This window comes from Salmonella sp. 2020_1395, from assembly GCF_043848115.1.
Taxonomy (GTDB): Bacteria; Pseudomonadota; Gammaproteobacteria; order Enterobacterales; family Enterobacteriaceae; genus Salmonella; species Salmonella enterica.
Genome location: NZ_JBCMFH010000007.1, coordinates 127,607 through 143,977 on the forward strand (window position 1 = coordinate 127,607; position 16,371 = coordinate 143,977).

At 53.2% G+C, this 16,371-nt stretch carries 15 protein-coding genes; 8 read left to right on the plus strand and 7 right to left on the minus strand.

Features of this window, described 5'->3' with window-relative positions; all coding sequences use genetic code 11:
* Positions 1-3 precede the first annotated feature (3 nt).
* The 3 genes from ppk1 to purM form a co-directional block, all read right to left on the minus strand.
* On the minus strand, positions 4-2,070 hold the full coding sequence (ppk1, locus tag ACH0WD_RS13210; RefSeq protein WP_000529555.1) for a polyphosphate kinase 1: 2,067 nt from the start codon (positions 2,068-2,070) through the stop codon (positions 4-6).
* Positions 2,071-2,258: 188 nt separating this feature from the next.
* Positions 2,259-2,897: a phosphoribosylglycinamide formyltransferase gene (purN, locus tag ACH0WD_RS13215; protein ID WP_001028589.1), complete on the minus strand. Its 639-nt coding sequence runs from the start codon at positions 2,895-2,897 to the stop codon at positions 2,259-2,261.
* On the minus strand, positions 2,897-3,934 hold the full coding sequence (purM, locus tag ACH0WD_RS13220) for a phosphoribosylformylglycinamidine cyclo-ligase (RefSeq protein WP_000130477.1): 1,038 nt from the start codon (positions 3,932-3,934) through the stop codon (positions 2,897-2,899). The genes purN and purM overlap by 1 nt, the downstream gene beginning before the upstream one ends.
* 413 nt (positions 3,935-4,347) lie before the next feature.
* On the opposite strand from purM, the gene upp reads away from it, so the two are divergent.
* From upp to ACH0WD_RS13235, 3 genes are all read left to right on the plus strand, one after another.
* Complete coding sequence (upp, locus tag ACH0WD_RS13225) at positions 4,348-4,974, plus strand: uracil phosphoribosyltransferase (protein WP_000706208.1); 627 nt, start codon at positions 4,348-4,350, stop codon at positions 4,972-4,974.
* Positions 4,975-5,061: 87 nt separating this feature from the next.
* On the plus strand, positions 5,062-6,351 hold the full coding sequence (uraA, locus tag ACH0WD_RS13230; RefSeq protein ID WP_000198344.1) for a uracil permease: 1,290 nt from the start codon (positions 5,062-5,064) through the stop codon (positions 6,349-6,351).
* Between the two features lie 94 nt (positions 6,352-6,445).
* Positions 6,446-7,147 carry a DnaA inactivator Hda gene (locus tag ACH0WD_RS13235; RefSeq protein WP_061835882.1) on the plus strand — a complete coding sequence of 234 codons (702 nt, stop codon included), beginning with the start codon at positions 6,446-6,448 and terminating at the stop codon, positions 7,145-7,147.
* Positions 7,148-7,173: 26 nt separating this feature from the next.
* Here ACH0WD_RS13235 and arsC read toward each other — a convergent pair whose 3' ends face one another.
* On the minus strand, positions 7,174-7,533 hold the full coding sequence (gene arsC / locus ACH0WD_RS13240; protein WP_000132650.1) for an arsenate reductase (glutaredoxin): 360 nt from the start codon (positions 7,531-7,533) through the stop codon (positions 7,174-7,176).
* A 39-nt stretch (positions 7,534-7,572) separates the two neighbouring features.
* Positions 7,573-9,036, minus strand: coding sequence for a beta-barrel assembly-enhancing protease (bepA, locus tag ACH0WD_RS13245; RefSeq protein WP_000489631.1), 1,464 nt, complete (start codon positions 9,034-9,036; stop codon positions 7,573-7,575).
* Between the two features lie 207 nt (positions 9,037-9,243).
* On the opposite strand from bepA, the gene ACH0WD_RS13250 reads away from it, so the two are divergent.
* The 4 genes from ACH0WD_RS13250 (at position 9,244) to ACH0WD_RS13265 (ending at position 14,256) form a co-directional block, all read left to right on the plus strand.
* On the plus strand, positions 9,244-10,311 hold the full coding sequence (locus tag ACH0WD_RS13250; protein WP_000892056.1) for an AI-2E family transporter: 1,068 nt from the start codon (positions 9,244-9,246) through the stop codon (positions 10,309-10,311).
* 276 nt (positions 10,312-10,587) lie between these two features.
* Positions 10,588-11,775: a sugar diacid recognition domain-containing protein gene (locus ACH0WD_RS13255; RefSeq protein ID WP_001533732.1), complete on the plus strand. Its 1,188-nt coding sequence runs from the start codon at positions 10,588-10,590 to the stop codon at positions 11,773-11,775.
* 67 nt (positions 11,776-11,842) lie between these two features.
* Positions 11,843-13,111: a GntP family permease gene (locus ACH0WD_RS13260; RefSeq protein ID WP_000200859.1), complete on the plus strand. Its 1,269-nt coding sequence runs from the start codon at positions 11,843-11,845 to the stop codon at positions 13,109-13,111.
* A 5-nt stretch (positions 13,112-13,116) separates the two neighbouring features.
* The gene (locus ACH0WD_RS13265; RefSeq protein WP_000706369.1) at positions 13,117-14,256 is read left to right on the plus strand and encodes a glycerate kinase; all 1,140 of its coding nucleotides are present in this window, start codon (positions 13,117-13,119) and stop codon (positions 14,254-14,256) included.
* Between the two features lie 46 nt (positions 14,257-14,302).
* On the opposite strand, the gene bcp is transcribed toward ACH0WD_RS13265, so the two are convergent.
* Entirely contained in the window at positions 14,303-14,773 is a 471-nt protein-coding gene (gene bcp / locus ACH0WD_RS13270) for a thioredoxin-dependent thiol peroxidase (protein WP_001068686.1), read from the minus strand.
* Positions 14,773-15,345, minus strand: a complete 573-nt coding sequence (locus tag ACH0WD_RS13275; RefSeq protein WP_000189061.1) for a glycine cleavage system transcriptional repressor — start codon at positions 15,343-15,345, stop codon at positions 14,773-14,775. The genes bcp and ACH0WD_RS13275 overlap by 1 nt, the downstream gene beginning before the upstream one ends.
* A gap of 145 nt (positions 15,346-15,490) precedes the next feature.
* Here ACH0WD_RS13275 and dapA point away from each other — a divergent pair, with 145 nt between their 5' ends.
* The gene (gene dapA, locus ACH0WD_RS13280; RefSeq protein ID WP_000494020.1) at positions 15,491-16,369 is read left to right on the plus strand and encodes a 4-hydroxy-tetrahydrodipicolinate synthase; all 879 of its coding nucleotides are present in this window, start codon (positions 15,491-15,493) and stop codon (positions 16,367-16,369) included.
* The last annotated feature ends 2 nt before the right edge of the window (positions 16,370-16,371 follow it).

Consider the following 16,371-nt stretch of genomic DNA (forward strand, 5'->3'; position numbering starts at 1 on the left):
GCGTTAGTCTGGTTGCTCGAGTGATTTGATGTAGTCATAAATTGCCAGCTGCGCCTGGACTTTACGGCGATTGCCGCGCGGTACGTAGCGGTTGCTGAGTTCTTTATCGATAAAACGCGCTTTTACCGTGTCGCTAAACAGAATGTCAATGATATCCAGGACGCGTTGTTTAAGCCGCGGGTCGAGGATAGGCGTAGCGACTTCGATACGGTAGTCAATATTACGCGTCATCCAGTCAGCTGAAGAGAGCCAAACTTGCTTATCACCGCCGTTTTCGAAAATATAAACCCGATCGTGTTCCAGATAGCGATCCACAATGCTAATCGCGCGAATATTATCGCTAATGCCTTCCAGTTGCGGAATAAGAGAACACATACCGCGCACCAGCAGATTGACCTGGACGCCCGAACCCGACGCGGCGTATAGCCTGTCGACTAGCCCTTTATCGACCAGGTTGTTAAGCTTTAAGGTAATCCCTGACGGTAAGCCTTGCTGGGCATTGGCGATTTCACGATCGATCATCTCATACAGCAGACGCCGTGAGTTTTGTGGAGAAACCATCAAATAATCGAAAGTGACCGGGCGATAGGGGTTTTCAATAAAATTAAAGACCCGGCGCACTTCATTGGTAATGCGCGCATCGGCGGTCAGCAGCGAATAATCGGTATACAGCCGCGCCGTTTTTTCGTTGAAGTTACCGGTGCCGATATGCGCATAACGCACCACGTCATCGCCCTCTTTTCGTGAGATGAGGAAGAGTTTGGCGTGAATTTTCAGCCCGGGCGCAGAGAAAATAACATGGACGCCCGCTTCGGTTAACCGCTTGGCCCAGTGAATATTTGCCTCTTCATCGAAGCGCGCCTGCAACTCCACCACCACGGTGACTTTTTTGCCGTTATGGGCGGCATGGATCATCGAGTCAATAATGCGCGAGTCTTTCGCTACGCGATAAATATTGATTTTGATCGCCAGCACGCTTGGATCAAACGACGCCTGACGCAGCAGTTCCAGCACATGTTCAAAGGTGTGATAAGGATAATAGAGCAGCACATCACGTTCACGAATCGCGTCGAAACCGTTACGAAATTTCTCTTTATCAAACCAAAGATGGCGTAACCGCGGTAACGGTTTATTGACCAGGTTGGCTTTACCGACATTCGGAAAATTAATAAAGTCTTTAAAATTGTGGTAGCGCCCGCCGGGTACGATTGAGTCATACCGGGAGATCGTCAGTTTTTCCCGCAGCACGTCGACCAGCGCGGCGGGCATATCGCGTTGGTAGACAAAGCGCACAGGTTCAGCGGTCAGGCGCTGCTTCAGGCTGGAAGACATCAGCTCCATCAGACTGGATTCCATCTCATGCACCAGGTCATATTCGGCATCGCGGGTCATTTTCATCGAATAGGCATTAAGCGCGTCATAGTCGAAGAACCCTTTAAAAATGTCATCCAGGCAGTAGCGCAGAATATTATCCAGAAGGATCATCGGCTTGCGTCTGCGTGGTGTTTCCGGCGGCAGATTAACGAAGCGTGGGACTTTGTCGGACGGTATCTCCAGCAGCGCATAGTTGATGGTGTCGCCGCGGATAATCTCCACCGCCAGATAGGTGTAATCATCTTTTAAAAACTGAACAAGATCCGTCTCCCGGTTAATGAGAATCGGGGTAATATGCTGGCGCAAATAGTGCTTAAAATAGTGGCGCAACCAGCTTTGTTGGTTCACCGAGAGCTGACGCTCGTTGATCAGAAAGATTTGATTACGCGCCATTTCCAGCAGTAATTCGTTGTACAGGCCGTCGAACTCCTGGTCTGCTTTCAACACGCGGGACTGAATTTTGCCTAACAAATGGCGTGAATGAGAATTTGAACCCTGCTCTTCGCTGATAATAATGCGTCGTTTCAGTTCAGCGAAACGCACTTTGTAGAACTCGTCGAGGTTATTAGAATAGATTCCCAGGAACCGCATCCGCTCAATCAACGGGTTGGATTTGTCCGCCGCTTCCTGTAACACGCGTTCGTTAAATGCTAACCAGCTTAGTTCTTTCTCGATATATAGCTTTTCCTGACCCATTACTACCTATACTCCGTTTTATTCACGGGACACTGCCTGATGATTATGGCGAGCATTACGTGTTAATGTCCAACTGCGCCAGAAAAATATGACAATAAACTGATAGCATAAAGGAAGGGAAAAGAGTAGGCCGGATAGGCATTTATGCCGCCATCCGGCAAGCAGACGCAGTCCTGTTCGATGACGTATTATTCGTCAGACGCATAACCTTGCGGCGGCAGACGACGCCCGTCCAGCCAGGCGGCGTTATCGCGCATCTTTAGACGCCCCTGCGCAAACCAGCTAATCACCAGCGGATAAATCGCATGTTCCTGAGTCTGTACGCGTGCGGTGATATCATCTTCGCTGTCGTCGGCAAAAACCGGCACCTTCGCCTGGAGAATGACCGGGCCGCCGTCGAGTTCGTCTGTCACGAAATGCACCGAGGTACCGTGCTCCTCATCGCCGTTTTCCAGCGCCTGGCGATGGGTATGCAACCCTGGATATTTTGGCAGCAGGGAAGGGTGAATGTTCAGCAGACGCCCGTAGTAATGCGCGACAAACATCGGACTCAGAATACGCATAAAACCGGCCAGCACGACCACATCGGGCGCATACGCGTCTATCTTGCGAATCAACTCGCGATCGAAGGCGTCGCGGCTGTCAAACCGATCGGCAGTCAGCGCTTGCGCCGGAATACCGGCTTCTCTGGCGCGTTCAAGGCCGAACGCGTCGGCCTTATTGCTGAATACTGCCCTGAGGGTGCCTTTAATTTTCTTCGCTTCGCAGGCATCGATAATCGCCTGTAAATTGCTTCCATTGCCGGAAATCAGCACCACAATATTCATTATTCAATAACCACACGCTGTTCGGAATCAGAGGCTTTGATGATACCGATTTTCCATGCGTTTTCACCTTTCTCGTTTAGCAGAGCAAGCGCTTTGTCCGCTTCCGGAGCGGAGAGCGCAATCACCATGCCGACGCCGCAGTTAAAGGTACGGTACATTTCATGTCGGCTGACATTACCGGCGGTTTGCAGCCAGGTAAAGATGGCGGGCCACTGCCAGGACGACTCATTAATTACCGCCTGGGTATTCTCCGGCAGAACGCGCGGAATATTTTCCCAAAAGCCGCCGCCGGTGAGGTGGGCGATAGCGTGCACATCGACGTTTTCAATCAGTTCCAGAACCGATTTTACGTAGATACGCGTCGGTTCAAGCAGATGATCGGCCAGCGGCTTCCCTTCCAGCAGAGTGGTTTGTGGGTCGCAGCCGCTAACGTCAATAATTTTCCGCACCAGCGAATATCCATTCGAGTGCGGGCCGCTGGAGCCGAGCGCAATCAGCACGTCGCCTTCGGCAACCCGGGAGCCGTCGATGATTTCTGATTTTTCGACTACGCCGACGCAGAAACCCGCCACATCGTAATCTTCGCCGTGATACATGCCCGGCATTTCCGCCGTCTCGCCGCCGACCAGCGCGCAGCCGGATTGCAGGCAGCCTTCGGCAATACCGTTGATCACGCTGGCAGCGGTATCGACATCCAGTTTACCCGTGGCATAGTAATCGAGGAAAAACAGCGGTTCCGCGCCCTGAACGACCAGATCGTTTACGCACATCGCCACCAGATCAATACCGATAGCGTCGTGACGCTTTAAGTCCATCGCCAGGCGAAGTTTGGTGCCTACGCCGTCAGTGCCGGAAACCAGTACCGGTTCACGATATTTTTGCGGCAACGCGCACAGCGCACCGAAACCGCCCAGACCGCCCATAACCTCCGGGCGGCGAGTTTTCTTCACTACGCCTTTGATTCGATCAACCAGAGCGTTACCCGCATCAATATCGACGCCGGCATCTTTATAGCTAAGAGAGGTCTTATCGGTCACTGCCTGGTTCCCCACGTTTTTTCTTGCGGTAAAAGTTAAATTCGGCGCAATTCTAACAGGGAAAGCAAACGTTTGCGAGCGTGGTCTGCGCCCTGGATATCCGGGCGATTTTTTTGGCATGGTTTCGGTCGCTGCTTGAAAATTTCTCTGTTGGTAAAAAAGAAAAGGATATCCAGCACTTGGTTTACGACAGGCGGTCGGGACAGGTCATTCACCCTTAAAATTGCTAATATTCAATCGGTTGTTAGCCTTTATCGCCTGTTTCAACGTGAGTGATTTATACTCACTTTTCCACTATCAGCGCTTTTGGTTGATCCAGGTCAAGCATACATTGTGTTGCGTCAGAGAGGAAAAGCGGTATAATCCGGCGATTTTTTTTGTGGTTGCCAGTCATCTGAGGATAGGAGAAGAGTATGAAGATCGTGGAAGTCAAACACCCACTCGTCAAACACAAGCTGGGTCTGATGCGTGAAAACGACATTAGCACTAAACGCTTTCGTGAACTCGCCTCAGAAGTAGGCAGCCTGCTGACGTATGAAGCGACAGCCGACCTGGAAACGGAAAAAGTCACCATCGAAGGCTGGAATGGCCCGGTGGAAATCGACCAGATCAAAGGTAAAAAAATTACCGTTGTGCCGATTCTGCGCGCGGGTCTGGGTATGATGGAAGGCGTTCTGGAAAATGTACCGAGCGCGCGTATCAGCGTAGTCGGGATGTACCGTAACGAAGAGACGCTTGAGCCAGTACCTTATTTCCAGAAACTGGTATCGAACATTGATGAGCGCATGGCGCTGATCGTCGACCCGATGCTGGCGACCGGCGGTTCTGTCATCGCGACCATCGACCTGCTGAAAAAAGCAGGCTGTAGCAGCATTAAGGTGCTGGTGCTGGTCGCCGCGCCGGAAGGCATTGCAGCGCTGGAAAAAGCGCACCCGGACGTTGAACTGTACACCGCCTCTATCGATCAGGGGCTTAACGAGCACGGATACATTATTCCGGGGCTTGGCGATGCCGGCGATAAGATTTTTGGTACCAAATAAGTGAATAAATAATTAAAAGCCGACTTTAAGAGTCGGCTTTTTTTTGAATAAAACAACTCATAACAAACACACTTAGAGGAAAACACTATGACGCGCCGTGCTATCGGGGTGAGTGAAAGACCGCCGCTTTTACAGACAATCCCGCTTAGTTTACAGCACCTTTTCGCCATGTTTGGCGCGACCGTGCTGGTGCCAGTTCTGTTTCATATCAACCCCGCGACGGTGCTGCTGTTTAACGGTATCGGAACGTTGCTGTATCTCTTTATCTGCAAAGGTAAAATTCCGGCCTACCTCGGATCGAGCTTTGCCTTTATTTCCCCGGTACTACTGCTGTTGCCGCTGGGTTATGAAGTGGCGCTGGGCGGTTTTATTATGTGCGGCGTGCTGTTCTGTCTGGTCTCTTTCATCGTTAAAAAAGCGGGCACCGGCTGGCTGGATGTGATGTTCCCGCCTGCGGCAATGGGCGCAATCGTTGCCGTCATCGGTCTGGAGCTGGCTGGCGTTGCGGCGGGGATGGCCGGATTGCTGCCTGCGCAAGGGCAGTCGCCGGACACGAAAACAATTATCATCTCCATGGTCACGCTGGCGGTGACGGTGTTCGGCTCCGTACTGTTTCGCGGTTTCCTGGCGATCATTCCGATTTTGATCGGCGTGCTGGCGGGCTATGCGCTGTCATTCGCGCTGGGAGTGGTCGATACCACGCCGATTGCCCAGGCGCACTGGTTTGCGCTACCGACTTTCTATACGCCGCGTTTTGAATGGTTCGCGATCCTGACGATTCTGCCCGCAGCGTTGGTCGTGATCGCCGAGCATGTCGGTCATCTGGTGGTGACGGCGAATATCGTCAAAAAAGATTTAGTGCGCGATCCCGGTTTGCACCGCTCGATGTTCGCTAACGGACTGTCGACGATCGTCTCCGGTTTCTTCGGCTCCACGCCGAATACCACCTATGGGGAAAATATTGGCGTCATGGCGATTACCCGCGTTTACAGTACCTGGGTTATCGGCGGCGCGGCGATTTTCGCCATTCTGCTTTCCTGCGTTGGCAAACTGGCGGCGGCGATTCAGATTATCCCGTTACCCGTGATGGGCGGCGTCTCGCTGCTGTTGTACGGCGTCATCGGCGCGTCGGGGATTCGCGTATTGATCGAATCAAAAGTCGATTACAACAAAGCGCAAAACCTGATCCTCACCTCGGTGATTTTGATCATCGGCGTGAGCGGCGCGAAAGTGCATATCGGCGCGGCAGAATTGAAAGGGATGGCGCTGGCGACCATCGTCGGGATTTGCCTGAGCCTGATTTTTAAACTGATTAGCCTGTTGCGTCCGGAAGAAGTGGTACTGGAGGCAAATGATGCGGAGTCTCCGCATCAGTAACGGGTTGCCGGGCAGCGATGCTGCCCGGTTCTATCTCAAGGGAATTATGTGGTAAACTCAGCGCGATTTTATGTCATCCTGGGTTGAGGTATCTCTGAACACACCGGCACAGCTCTCTTTGCCACTTTATCTTCCTGACGACGAAACTTTCGCAAGTTTCTGGCCGGGGGATAACGCCTCTCTACTGGCCGCGTTACAAAACGTGTTGCGCCAGGAACATAGTGGATATATCTACCTTTGGGCGCGTGAAGGCGCGGGCCGCAGCCATTTGCTGCACGCCGCCTGCGCTGAACTGTCGCAGCGTGGAGATGCGGTAGGCTACGTCCCGCTCGATAAACGTACCTGGTTCGTGCCGGAAGTGCTCGACGGTATGGAACACCTCTCGCTGGTGTGTATTGATAACATTGAGTGTGTCGCTGGCGATGAACTGTGGGAGATGGCGATCTTTGATCTCTATAACCGCATTCTGGAGTCCGGTAAGACGCGGTTATTGATCACCGGCGATCGTCCGCCAAGACAGTTAAATCTGGGCTTGCCCGATCTCGCTTCCCGTCTGGACTGGGGGCAAATCTATAAACTCCAGCCTCTTTCCGATGAAGACAAACTTCAGGCGCTACAGTTGCGCGCCCGGTTACGGGGGTTTGAACTGCCGGAAGATGTCGGGCGGTTTTTACTCAAACGTCTTGATCGCGAAATGCGCACGCTGTTTATGACGCTGGATCAGCTCGATCATGCGTCGATCACTGCCCAGCGAAAACTGACGATCCCGTTTGTCAAAGAGATCCTGAAACTGTAATACGCCGCGACGGCGGCGTTCAACGGTTAACCGAGGATGTCCAGCACCTGCTCAGGCGGTCGGCCAATGCGCGCCTGACCATTTGCCACCACAATGGGGCGCTCCATCAGTTTAGGGTGTTCAACCAGCGCCTGGATTAACGCCTCTTCACTTAGCTGGCTATCCGCCAGGTGAAGCGTTTTATAGAGATCTTCTTTCTGGCGCATCAGTTCGCGCGCGCTGGACATGCCCAACATACGCAGCAGTTCCCGCACGGTGGCGGCGTCGGCGGGCGTATCCAGATAAAGCACCACTTCCGGTTCCACGCCGTTAGATTTCAGCAGGTTCAGCGTGTCGCGGCTCTTCGAGCAGCGTGGGTTATGGTAGATTTTAATCGTGTCGGTCATGAGTTCTCCTTGTGACGCCATCCGGCTAATAAACGGCGATTACATTTTCGTGTATGGCTTGAAGCGTTCCTGTAACTGGCGCAGCTGGTCGATACGCGCATCGTAACGCGCCTGTTGCTGGCTACCCAGTTTTGCCTGGGCGCTGGCGCTACTGAGCAGTGAAATTGCCTGATCCAGTCGTCCCGCCAGCGCATAACTTTCAGCGCGCGCCGCCAGCTCCTGATCGCGGTTGTTCAGCGCGGCTTCGGCCTGAGCAAGCAGATCCCAGCCGTTACCGTCATCTTTATGGCTAAAGGTGTAGCGATTCAGAATGGTTTCCGCCGCTTTCGGCTGGCCTCCCTGGAGGTACGCATTGGCGAGGTTTAACTGCAGCACAGGATTAACGCGCAGATCGCGGGCATTTTTCAGGCGATTAATCGCGTCGTTGGCTCTTTTCTGCCCGAGGTCAATATCGGTGGCGAGGTCAAGATACCAGGCGTTGTTCGGTTCCGCGCTTAATAGCGGCTGCAACGTTTTGCGCGCTTCATCGTACTTGCTCGCTTCCATCGCCTGCAACGCCCGGCCATATTGCGCCGCATGTTGCTGACGCACGTTGCCTTTAGACCACTGATCCAGCAGGTCGCTGGTGAGCTGGTTACGTCCGGAATTGTACATTCCCAGGGCGCGCGCTTTGGCGAGATAAAAGTCGGCGGAAGATTGCACCACGACCGGGCGCATCTGGTTGGCACGGTTGCGGGCATCCGCAAGGCGGCTTTCCGGTAAGGGGTGAGTGAGCAAAATTTCAGGCGGACGCGTGGAGTAACGCGCCTGGTCGAGCAGTTTTTCGAGGAAAGAGGGCATCGCCTGTGGGTCAAATCCGGCGCGTTGCAGTACCTGAATACCAATACGGTCGGCTTCTTGCTCATTTTGCTGGGTGAAACTTATCATTCCCTGGCGCGTTCCAGCCAGAGTACCGGTTAGTGCCGCCATACCGGCCTGTGGGCTGGCCATGGCCAGCAAAATGGAACCCAGCGCGCCCACCCAGGTAAGCGGCGCGCTGCGCTTTTGATCTTCCATCGCGCGCGCCAGGTGGCGCTGCGTCACGTGGGAGATTTCATGCGCCATGACTGAAGCTAGCTGGCTTTCGTTATCCGCGTAGCGAAAAAGCGCCGAGTGCAGCACCACATTGCCGCCAAAGAACGCGAACGCGTTGATTTCGTCATTATTGATCAAGAAAAAATGGAAGGGCGTTTTGACGGAGTCGGCGTGCGAGACCAGACGCATCCCCAGCGCGTTAATGTATTGCACCAGCAGCGGATCGTTGATTAACGGCGCGCTGCCGCGTAGCTGGCGCACATAAAAGTCGCCCATTTGCATCTCTTGTCCGATAGAAAGCGTGCTTCCTGCCGAGGTTCCCATATCGGGCAGCGTGTCGGCAGGGTCGGCAAATGCGGGCGCGACCTGACCGAGAGCCAATGCTGCAATGAGGGTTGCCACCAGGTTTTTTTTCAACTGCCTGAACATAACCTCTATCCTGTTGTTTTGAGATAGCCCTTTGACCAACGTCGTGAAATATCGTTCCACGCTCCGACACTTCATAAGTGTAACTGTGATGAGCACAGACTCACTATTTTAGTTTCCTGAATCAACGATAAAAAGCGAAGTCTTTTTTGTGACATTTCGATACAATTCGGCATCACAATCCCGCAGTTGAGTTCTGGGAAGGGTTTTATGCTCGAAATGTTAATGCAATGGTATCGCCGTCGCTTCAGCGACCCGGAGGCGATTGCCTTGCTGGTCATTCTGGTGGCTGGTTTTAGCATCCTCTTTTTCTTTAGCGGCCTGTTAGCGCCGCTGCTGGTCGCTATCGTACTGGCCTACCTGCTGGAGTGGCCGACGGCGCGCCTGCAGGCGATTGGCTGTTCCCGGCGCTGGGCAGCCTCCATTGTCCTTATCCTCTTTGTCGGCATTCTGTTATTAATGGCGTTTGTGGTGATGCCGATTGCCTGGCAGCAGGGTATTTACCTGATTCGTGATATGCCCGGTATGCTGAATAAACTGTCCGATTTTGCCGCGACCTTGCCGCGACGCTATCCGGCGCTGATGGATGCGGGCATTATTGATGCGATGGCGGAAAACATGCGTACCCGGATGCTTAACATGGGCGATTCGGTGGTGAAGTATTCGCTGGCTTCGTTAGTCGGGCTACTGACGCTGGCGGTATATTTGGTGCTGGTGCCGCTGATGGTCTTTTTCCTGGTAAAAGATAAAGAGCAGATGCTGAATGCCGTGCGCCGCGTGCTGCCGCGTAATCGCGGGCTGGCGGGGCAGGTGTGGAATGAGATGAATCAGCAGATCACCAACTATATCCGCGGAAAAGTGCTGGAGATGGTGGTGGTGGGCGTAGCGACCTGGCTGGGCTTTTTGCTGTTTGGCCTCAATTATTCGCTACTGCTGGCGGTACTGGTGGGCTTTTCGGTCCTGATCCCCTATATCGGCGCCTTTGTGGTGACAATTCCGGTGGTGGGCGTCGCGCTGTTTCAGTTTGGCCTGGGGACGGAATTCTGGAGCTGTTTTGCCGTTTATCTGATTATTCAGGCGCTGGATGGCAATTTGCTGGTACCGGTACTTTTCTCCGAAGCGGTGAATTTGCATCCGCTGGTGATTATTCTGTCAGTGGTGATTTTCGGCGGTCTGTGGGGTTTCTGGGGAGTGTTTTTCGCCATTCCATTGGCGACGCTGATTAAAGCCGTTGTCCATGCCTGGCCGGATGGTCAGGTGACAGATGCCTCATCCTGAGCGGCCTGTACAAAAGTTGTAAAGCGTGAACGACATCATAGTGCCCTGCCGCCATTTTGCGCACGCCTGATGAGGGACAAGCGCTTAGAAAGCCGCTCTTTTTTTTAATGCCGCACCGTGTTGCGGCATTTTTATTGTCGGAACCTACAAAATTCTCGCTGTAAAGCCGCCAAAATTTGGTGACTTAGCCTAAGCATTCTTCTGAGAAATTCGTTAATAAGTGACATCATTGATGCGAGATTGTTTTTTTAATGTGAAGCGATAACGAAACAGGGAATGAGTGTGTTGAGAAAACATTACTTGAAAGGGTATACCGCGCGGCAAATTGTACAGCGAGCCATGAAAATTATTCCTTACTCGGTAAATGTCATGGATGAACATGGCGTCATTATCGCGTCTGGCGAACCTTCGCGACTTCGCCAGCGTCATGAAGGAGCCATTCTGGCGCTAAAGGAAAACCGTATTGTAGAAATTGATTCCGCTACCGCCAATCAGCTAAAAGGCGTGCGATCCGGCATTAATCTTCCCATCTCTTTTCATGAACAGCTTATTGGCGTGGTCGGCATTACCGGCGAACCGGAGGAGGTTCGCGCGTATGCCGAGCTGGTTAAAATGGCGGCGGAGCTGGTGATCGAGCATATGGTGCTGATCGAACAGCGACAGTGGGATAAACGCTATCGCGAAGAGCTGATCAACCAATTGATTTTGCGAGAAAATTCAACAGAGTCGTTGCGCTCCATGGCAGCCTATCTGGGCATTGATCTGGCGGTTCCCAGAGTGGTGCTGATTATTGAACTTTCCCAGCCGGATCGCGAAGCGTTGCGCAATGTAATGGATTATTTCGAGAATCACGCGCGCAACCATTTGGTGACGTTTACCGAATTTAATGAATTAATCATTATTAAGCCTATCACGTTAAAAGAGGGAAAGTGGAATACCCGCCAGGAAATGGGCGAATTGCAGATTTTTAAATCATGGGCTGCATCATCGGGCTTTAGCCGTATTTTGGTTGGGGGTTATTTTGCCGGCGAGACGGGATTGCACCGATCTTTGCTCACTGCGAGAGCCACGCAGGCGATGGCGAAAAGACAAAAGCTGCGCAGCCAGTACATTTTTTATCATGACCACGCGCTTCCCGCGCTGCTAAGCGGGCTGTCTGAAAGTTGGCAAGTGCAGGAGTTATCGCGTCTGTGGCTACAACTGGCGCAACATGACGCGAAAGGCGTATTGCAACAGACGCTGCGGACCTGGTTTGAACATAATTGTGACCTGACGCAAACGGCCAAAGCATTGCATATTCATGTGAATACATTGCGCTATCGCTTACAGCGCTGTGAGGATATTACGCACATAAAAATCAACGAGTTAAAAAGTACGCTTTGGCTTTATATCGGTATGGAGCTCCAGGCCGAATCTGTACCGTCCGACAAGTTACCGCTGCCAGGTCGAATCGAAATTTGTTGAAAGCTCCAGCGGATTTTTAGGCGGGTTTTTCCATACTGCGCGCTCCATGTTAAAGGAGGCGCAGTATATGACGTCGATATCCACCCTGGGAGCCATTGCCGCATTGGTTGTGGCCATCGTATTAATTTTAAGAAAAGTGTCGCCAGCCTACGGCATGATGGCGGGCGCGCTGGTCGGCGGTTTGATTGGCGGCGCCGATCTTCTGCAAACCGTGTCGCTGATGGTGTCAGGCGCGCAGGGCATCGTTAATGCCGTATTGCGTATTCTGGCCGCAGGCGTACTGGCGGGCGTATTAATTGAGTCCGGGGCGGCGAATACGATTGCTGAGACGATTGTCCGCAAAGTGGGGGAAACCCGGGCATTATTGGCATTAGCCATTGCCACACTATGTTTGACCGCCGTCGGCGTATTTATTGATGTGGCGGTGATTACCGTCGCGCCGATTGCGCTGTCGATTGCGCGTAATGCAGGCCTGTCAAAAAGCGCTATTCTGCTGGCGATGGTTGGCGGCGGCAAAGCGGGTAACGTGATGTCACCCAACCCGAACGCTATTGCCGCCTCTGATGCGTTTCATGTTCCTCTTACCTCTATTATGCTGGCGGGCGTGGTTCCGGGCATCGTTGGGCTTATTATCGCCTATCTGTTAGCGAAACGGCTGAATAATAAAGGCGCGGGCGTCGCCGATCATGAAGTGACTCACCATGATGACTCCGTCGCCAGACCCGGTTTTCTGGTGGCGATTAGCGCGCCGCTGGTCGCTATTTTCCTGCTTTCTCTCCGTCCGTTTGCCGGCATTTCCATTGACCCGTTAATTGCCCTGCCCGTAGGGGGATTGGTCGGTCTGCTGTTGATGGGACGCGCGCGCCACTGTAACCAGTACATGGTCGCCGGTCTGATGCGTATGGCGCCTGTCGCTATTATGTTGCTGGGAACCGGTACGCTGGCCGGCATTATCGCTAATTCCGAACTTAAAGATGTCCTGATTCATGGCCTCACCGCTTCGGGATTGCCGTCCTGGCTGCTGGCGCCCGTGTCTGGCGCCATGATGTCAATGGCGACGGCCTCAACCACAGCGGGAACGGCGGTGGCGTCCGGCGTTTTCTCTCCCACGTTACTTGAACTTGGCGTTTCCGCCCTGGCGGGAGCCGCTATGATCCATGCGGGCGCCACGGTGCTGGACCATCTGCCGCACGGCAGCTTTTTCCACGCGACGGGCGGCAGCGTCAATATGCAAATTCATGAACGTTTAAAGCTAATGCCGTATGAAACGCTGGTGGGGTTAGCCATTACCTTTATTTCTACTCTGATGTTCGGTTTCTTTGGTTTTGCAGGATAATCCCTATGAAAATTGTTATTGCTCCTGATTCATTTAAAGAAAGTTTGTCCGCAATGGCGGTCGCTGAGGCGATAGAAAAGGGGTTCCGCGAAATTTATCCTGACGCCGACTACGTTAAAGTGCCCATGGCGGATGGCGGGGAAGGAACCGTACAATCAATGGTGGAGGCCAGCGGTGGGTGTTATGTCGACCAATGGGTACAAGGCCCGCTTGGGCAACCGGTGGCCGCGCGCTGGGGAATGCTGGGCGATAGCGATACCGCCGTGATTGAAATGGCGGCGGCATCCGGGCTGCATCACGTTTCGCCTGAATTGCGCAACCCGCTTAATACCACCAGCTACGGCACCGGCGAGTTAATCGTCGCGGCGCTGGAGCGTGGCGTAAAGCGTATTATTCTGGGAATTGGCGGCAGCGCGACGAATGACGGCGGCGCGGGGATGATGCAGGCGCTTGGCGTTATATTGCGCGATAAACAGGGGCGCTCGCTTTCTCCGGGCGGCGAGGCGCTGGCGGCGCTGGCCTCTATCGATCTGTCCGGTTGTCACCCATTGCTGCGTAAGGTATCGATAACCGTGGCGTGCGATGTCAACAATCCGCTGTGTGGTCCCCAGGGCGCATCGGCCATTTTTGGCCCACAAAAAGGGGCGACAGCGGAAATGGTGAACACCCTGGACGCGGCGCTGGAAAACTGGGGCCGGCATATTTATCAGGCTACGGGACGTGAGGTGATTAATGCTCCCGGCGCGGGCGCGGCAGGTGGAATGGGCGCCGCGCTTTTAGGGTTGCTCAATGCGGAATTACGCGCCGGCGTAGAGATTGTCGTGGAAACGCTACAGCTTGAGCAGGCGGTTAAAGATGCCGATCTGGTGATTACCGGAGAAGGTCGGCTGGACAGCCAAAGTATTTGCGGCAAGACGCCGATTGGCGTCGCCAGAGTGGCGAAGCGGTATCATAAACCGGTTATCGCGCTCGCCGGTGGGCTGCAACACGATCATCACGTTGTGTATCAGCAGGGTATCGATGCGGCGCTATCGATTTTGTCGCATATCGTTACGCTGCCGGAAGCCTTACACGAGGCGGAATATAACCTGAGCCTGTCGGCGCGCAATGTGGCGGCGATATGGCGTCTGGCGCGGCAAGCCTGACGGCGCATTCCCTTTCCAGGCCGCACATCAGCGCGGCCTGAGGCTTTTACGCGTTTTCTTTCAGCCAGTTCAGCACCACATCATGGTGATTGCTGGTTTTAAAATCATTAAAGACGTGTTCAATCTTACCATCAGCGTCAATCAAAAAGCTGATGCGGTGAATGCCGTCATACGTTTTGCCCATAAACGACTTTTCGCCCCAGACGCCGAACTGTTCACACACCTGATGGTTTTCATCGGACAAAAGGGTAAAGTTCAGCAGCTCTTTTTCAGCGAAACGGGAGAGTTTTTCAGGTTTATCGGTGCTGATGCCCAGCACGTCCACGCCTGCTTTTTTGAGCTCGTCCATGTTATCGCGTAAGCCGCAGGCCTGCACGGTACAGCCGGGTGTCATGGCTTTTGGGTAGAAATAAACCAGAACGCGCTGTCCCTGGAAGTCGGTCAAATTTACTTGTTCCCCGTCTTGATCCGGCAAGCTAAATTTCGGTGCGATATCACCGGCTTTCAGTGGATTCATTACTTAACTCCATCCTGTTCATCATGTTGTGAGTAATTGACGACGTTTATACTGCCTTGCGCATTGAGTTCTGTACATAGTGCTTTAAAGGCTTGCTCAATATTTGCGGAATTTTGCGACGCCGGGCTATGTGCGGTGATTTGAATAAATAATTGCGCAGCTTTATCACCTTCAGCCGGCTGCGTGCGGGAGACCAGCTCCGCAATATTCATTTCATGACTATTAAACAGCGCGGTGAATCGCTCAATTAAATGCGGGGAGTCGGCGACCTCAACCTGAACCCATACCGTCGCGGGCATTGCCGGGCGGGGTCGGTCGGACGTTCGTTTCATCACAATCAGCAGATCCAGCTCCGCGCCTTTTAACGGCAATGTCGATTCAATCAAGGTAATCGCGTTCCACGTGCCGGACAACAGCATAATAAACGTGAATTCATCGCCCAGCATCGCCAGTCGGCTGTCTTCGATATTACAGCCGCAACTGCTGACATGGCGAGTAATGGTATTCACAATACCGGGCCTGTCGGCGCCCAGCGCAGTGATAACCAAATAGTGTTGTGATGACGGTGTCAAACCAGTTATTCCTTTGAGCGGTGAGGTAATCTTAAGGAAACCATAAAAAAAACCTGCATACAACAATCAGAACGGCTTTGGTCGCTTGCTTTTATTGCCATACCAAACGTACCATTGAGAGACTTGTTTGCACAGAGGATGGCCCATGTTCACGGGAAGTATTGTCGCGCTTGTTACGCCGATGGATGAGAAAGGTAACGTCAGTAGGTCTTGCCTGAAAAAACTCATTGATTATCATGTCGCCAACGGTACCTCGGCGATTGTTTCGGTTGGCACTACCGGCGAGTCTGCCACGCTAAGCCATGATGAACATGGCGATGTCGTGATGATGACGCTGGAACTGGCTGACGGACGTATTCCGGTTATCGCCGGCACGGGCGCAAACGCGACCGCGGAAGCGATTAGCCTGACGCAGCGTTTTAACGATAGCGGCATTGTTGGCTGCCTGACGGTAACGCCGTACTACAATCGCCCCACGCAGGAAGGTTTGTTCCAGCATTTCAAAGCCATCGCGGAACACACTGACTTGCCGCAAATTCTGTATAATGTGCCGTCCCGTACCGGTTGCGATATGTTGCCGGAAACCGTGGGTCGTCTGGCGGAAATAAAAAATATTATCGCTATCAAAGAGGCGACAGGGAACTTAACCCGCGTTCACCAGATCAAAGAGCTGGTTTCAGACGATTTTATTCTGCTTAGCGGCGATGACGCGTCTGCGCTGGACTTTATGCAACTGGGTGGTCATGGCGTGATTTCCGTTACGGCTAACGTAGCGGCGCGCGAGATGGCTGACATGTGCAAACTGGCGGCGGAAGGGCAATTTGCCGAGGCGCGCGCTATCAACCAGCGTCTGATGCCGTTACACAACAAACTATTTGTCGAACCCAATCCTATCCCGGTGAAATGGGCATGTAAGGCATTGGGTCTTGTGGCGACCGACACGCTGCGCCTGCCAATGACGCCTATCACGGACCATGGTCGTGACATCGTCAAAGCAGCGCTTCAGCATGCTGGCCTGCTGTAAAG

Excerpts from the sequence above, each read along its gene's own strand:
- ppk1 (WP_000529555.1), bottom strand. The coding sequence starts at position 2,070 with ATGGGTCAGGAAAAGCTATATATCGAGAAAGAACTAAGCTGGTTAGCA.
- purN (WP_001028589.1), bottom strand. The coding sequence starts at position 2,897 with ATGAATATTGTGGTGCTGATTTCCGGCAATGGAAGCAATTTACAGGCG.
- upp (WP_000706208.1), top strand. The coding sequence starts at position 4,348 with ATGAAGATCGTGGAAGTCAAACACCCACTCGTCAAACACAAGCTGGGT.
- uraA (WP_000198344.1), top strand. The coding sequence starts at position 5,062 with ATGACGCGCCGTGCTATCGGGGTGAGTGAAAGACCGCCGCTTTTACAG.
- arsC (WP_000132650.1), bottom strand. The coding sequence starts at position 7,533 with ATGACCGACACGATTAAAATCTACCATAACCCACGCTGCTCGAAGAGC.
- bepA (WP_000489631.1), bottom strand. The coding sequence starts at position 9,036 with ATGTTCAGGCAGTTGAAAAAAAACCTGGTGGCAACCCTCATTGCAGCA.
- ACH0WD_RS13250 (WP_000892056.1), top strand. The coding sequence starts at position 9,244 with ATGCTCGAAATGTTAATGCAATGGTATCGCCGTCGCTTCAGCGACCCG.
- ACH0WD_RS13255 (WP_001533732.1), top strand. The coding sequence starts at position 10,588 with ATGAGTGTGTTGAGAAAACATTACTTGAAAGGGTATACCGCGCGGCAA.
- ACH0WD_RS13260 (WP_000200859.1), top strand. The coding sequence starts at position 11,843 with ATGACGTCGATATCCACCCTGGGAGCCATTGCCGCATTGGTTGTGGCC.
- ACH0WD_RS13265 (WP_000706369.1), top strand. The coding sequence starts at position 13,117 with ATGAAAATTGTTATTGCTCCTGATTCATTTAAAGAAAGTTTGTCCGCA.
- bcp (WP_001068686.1), bottom strand. The coding sequence starts at position 14,773 with ATGAATCCACTGAAAGCCGGTGATATCGCACCGAAATTTAGCTTGCCG.
- dapA (WP_000494020.1), top strand. The coding sequence starts at position 15,491 with ATGTTCACGGGAAGTATTGTCGCGCTTGTTACGCCGATGGATGAGAAA.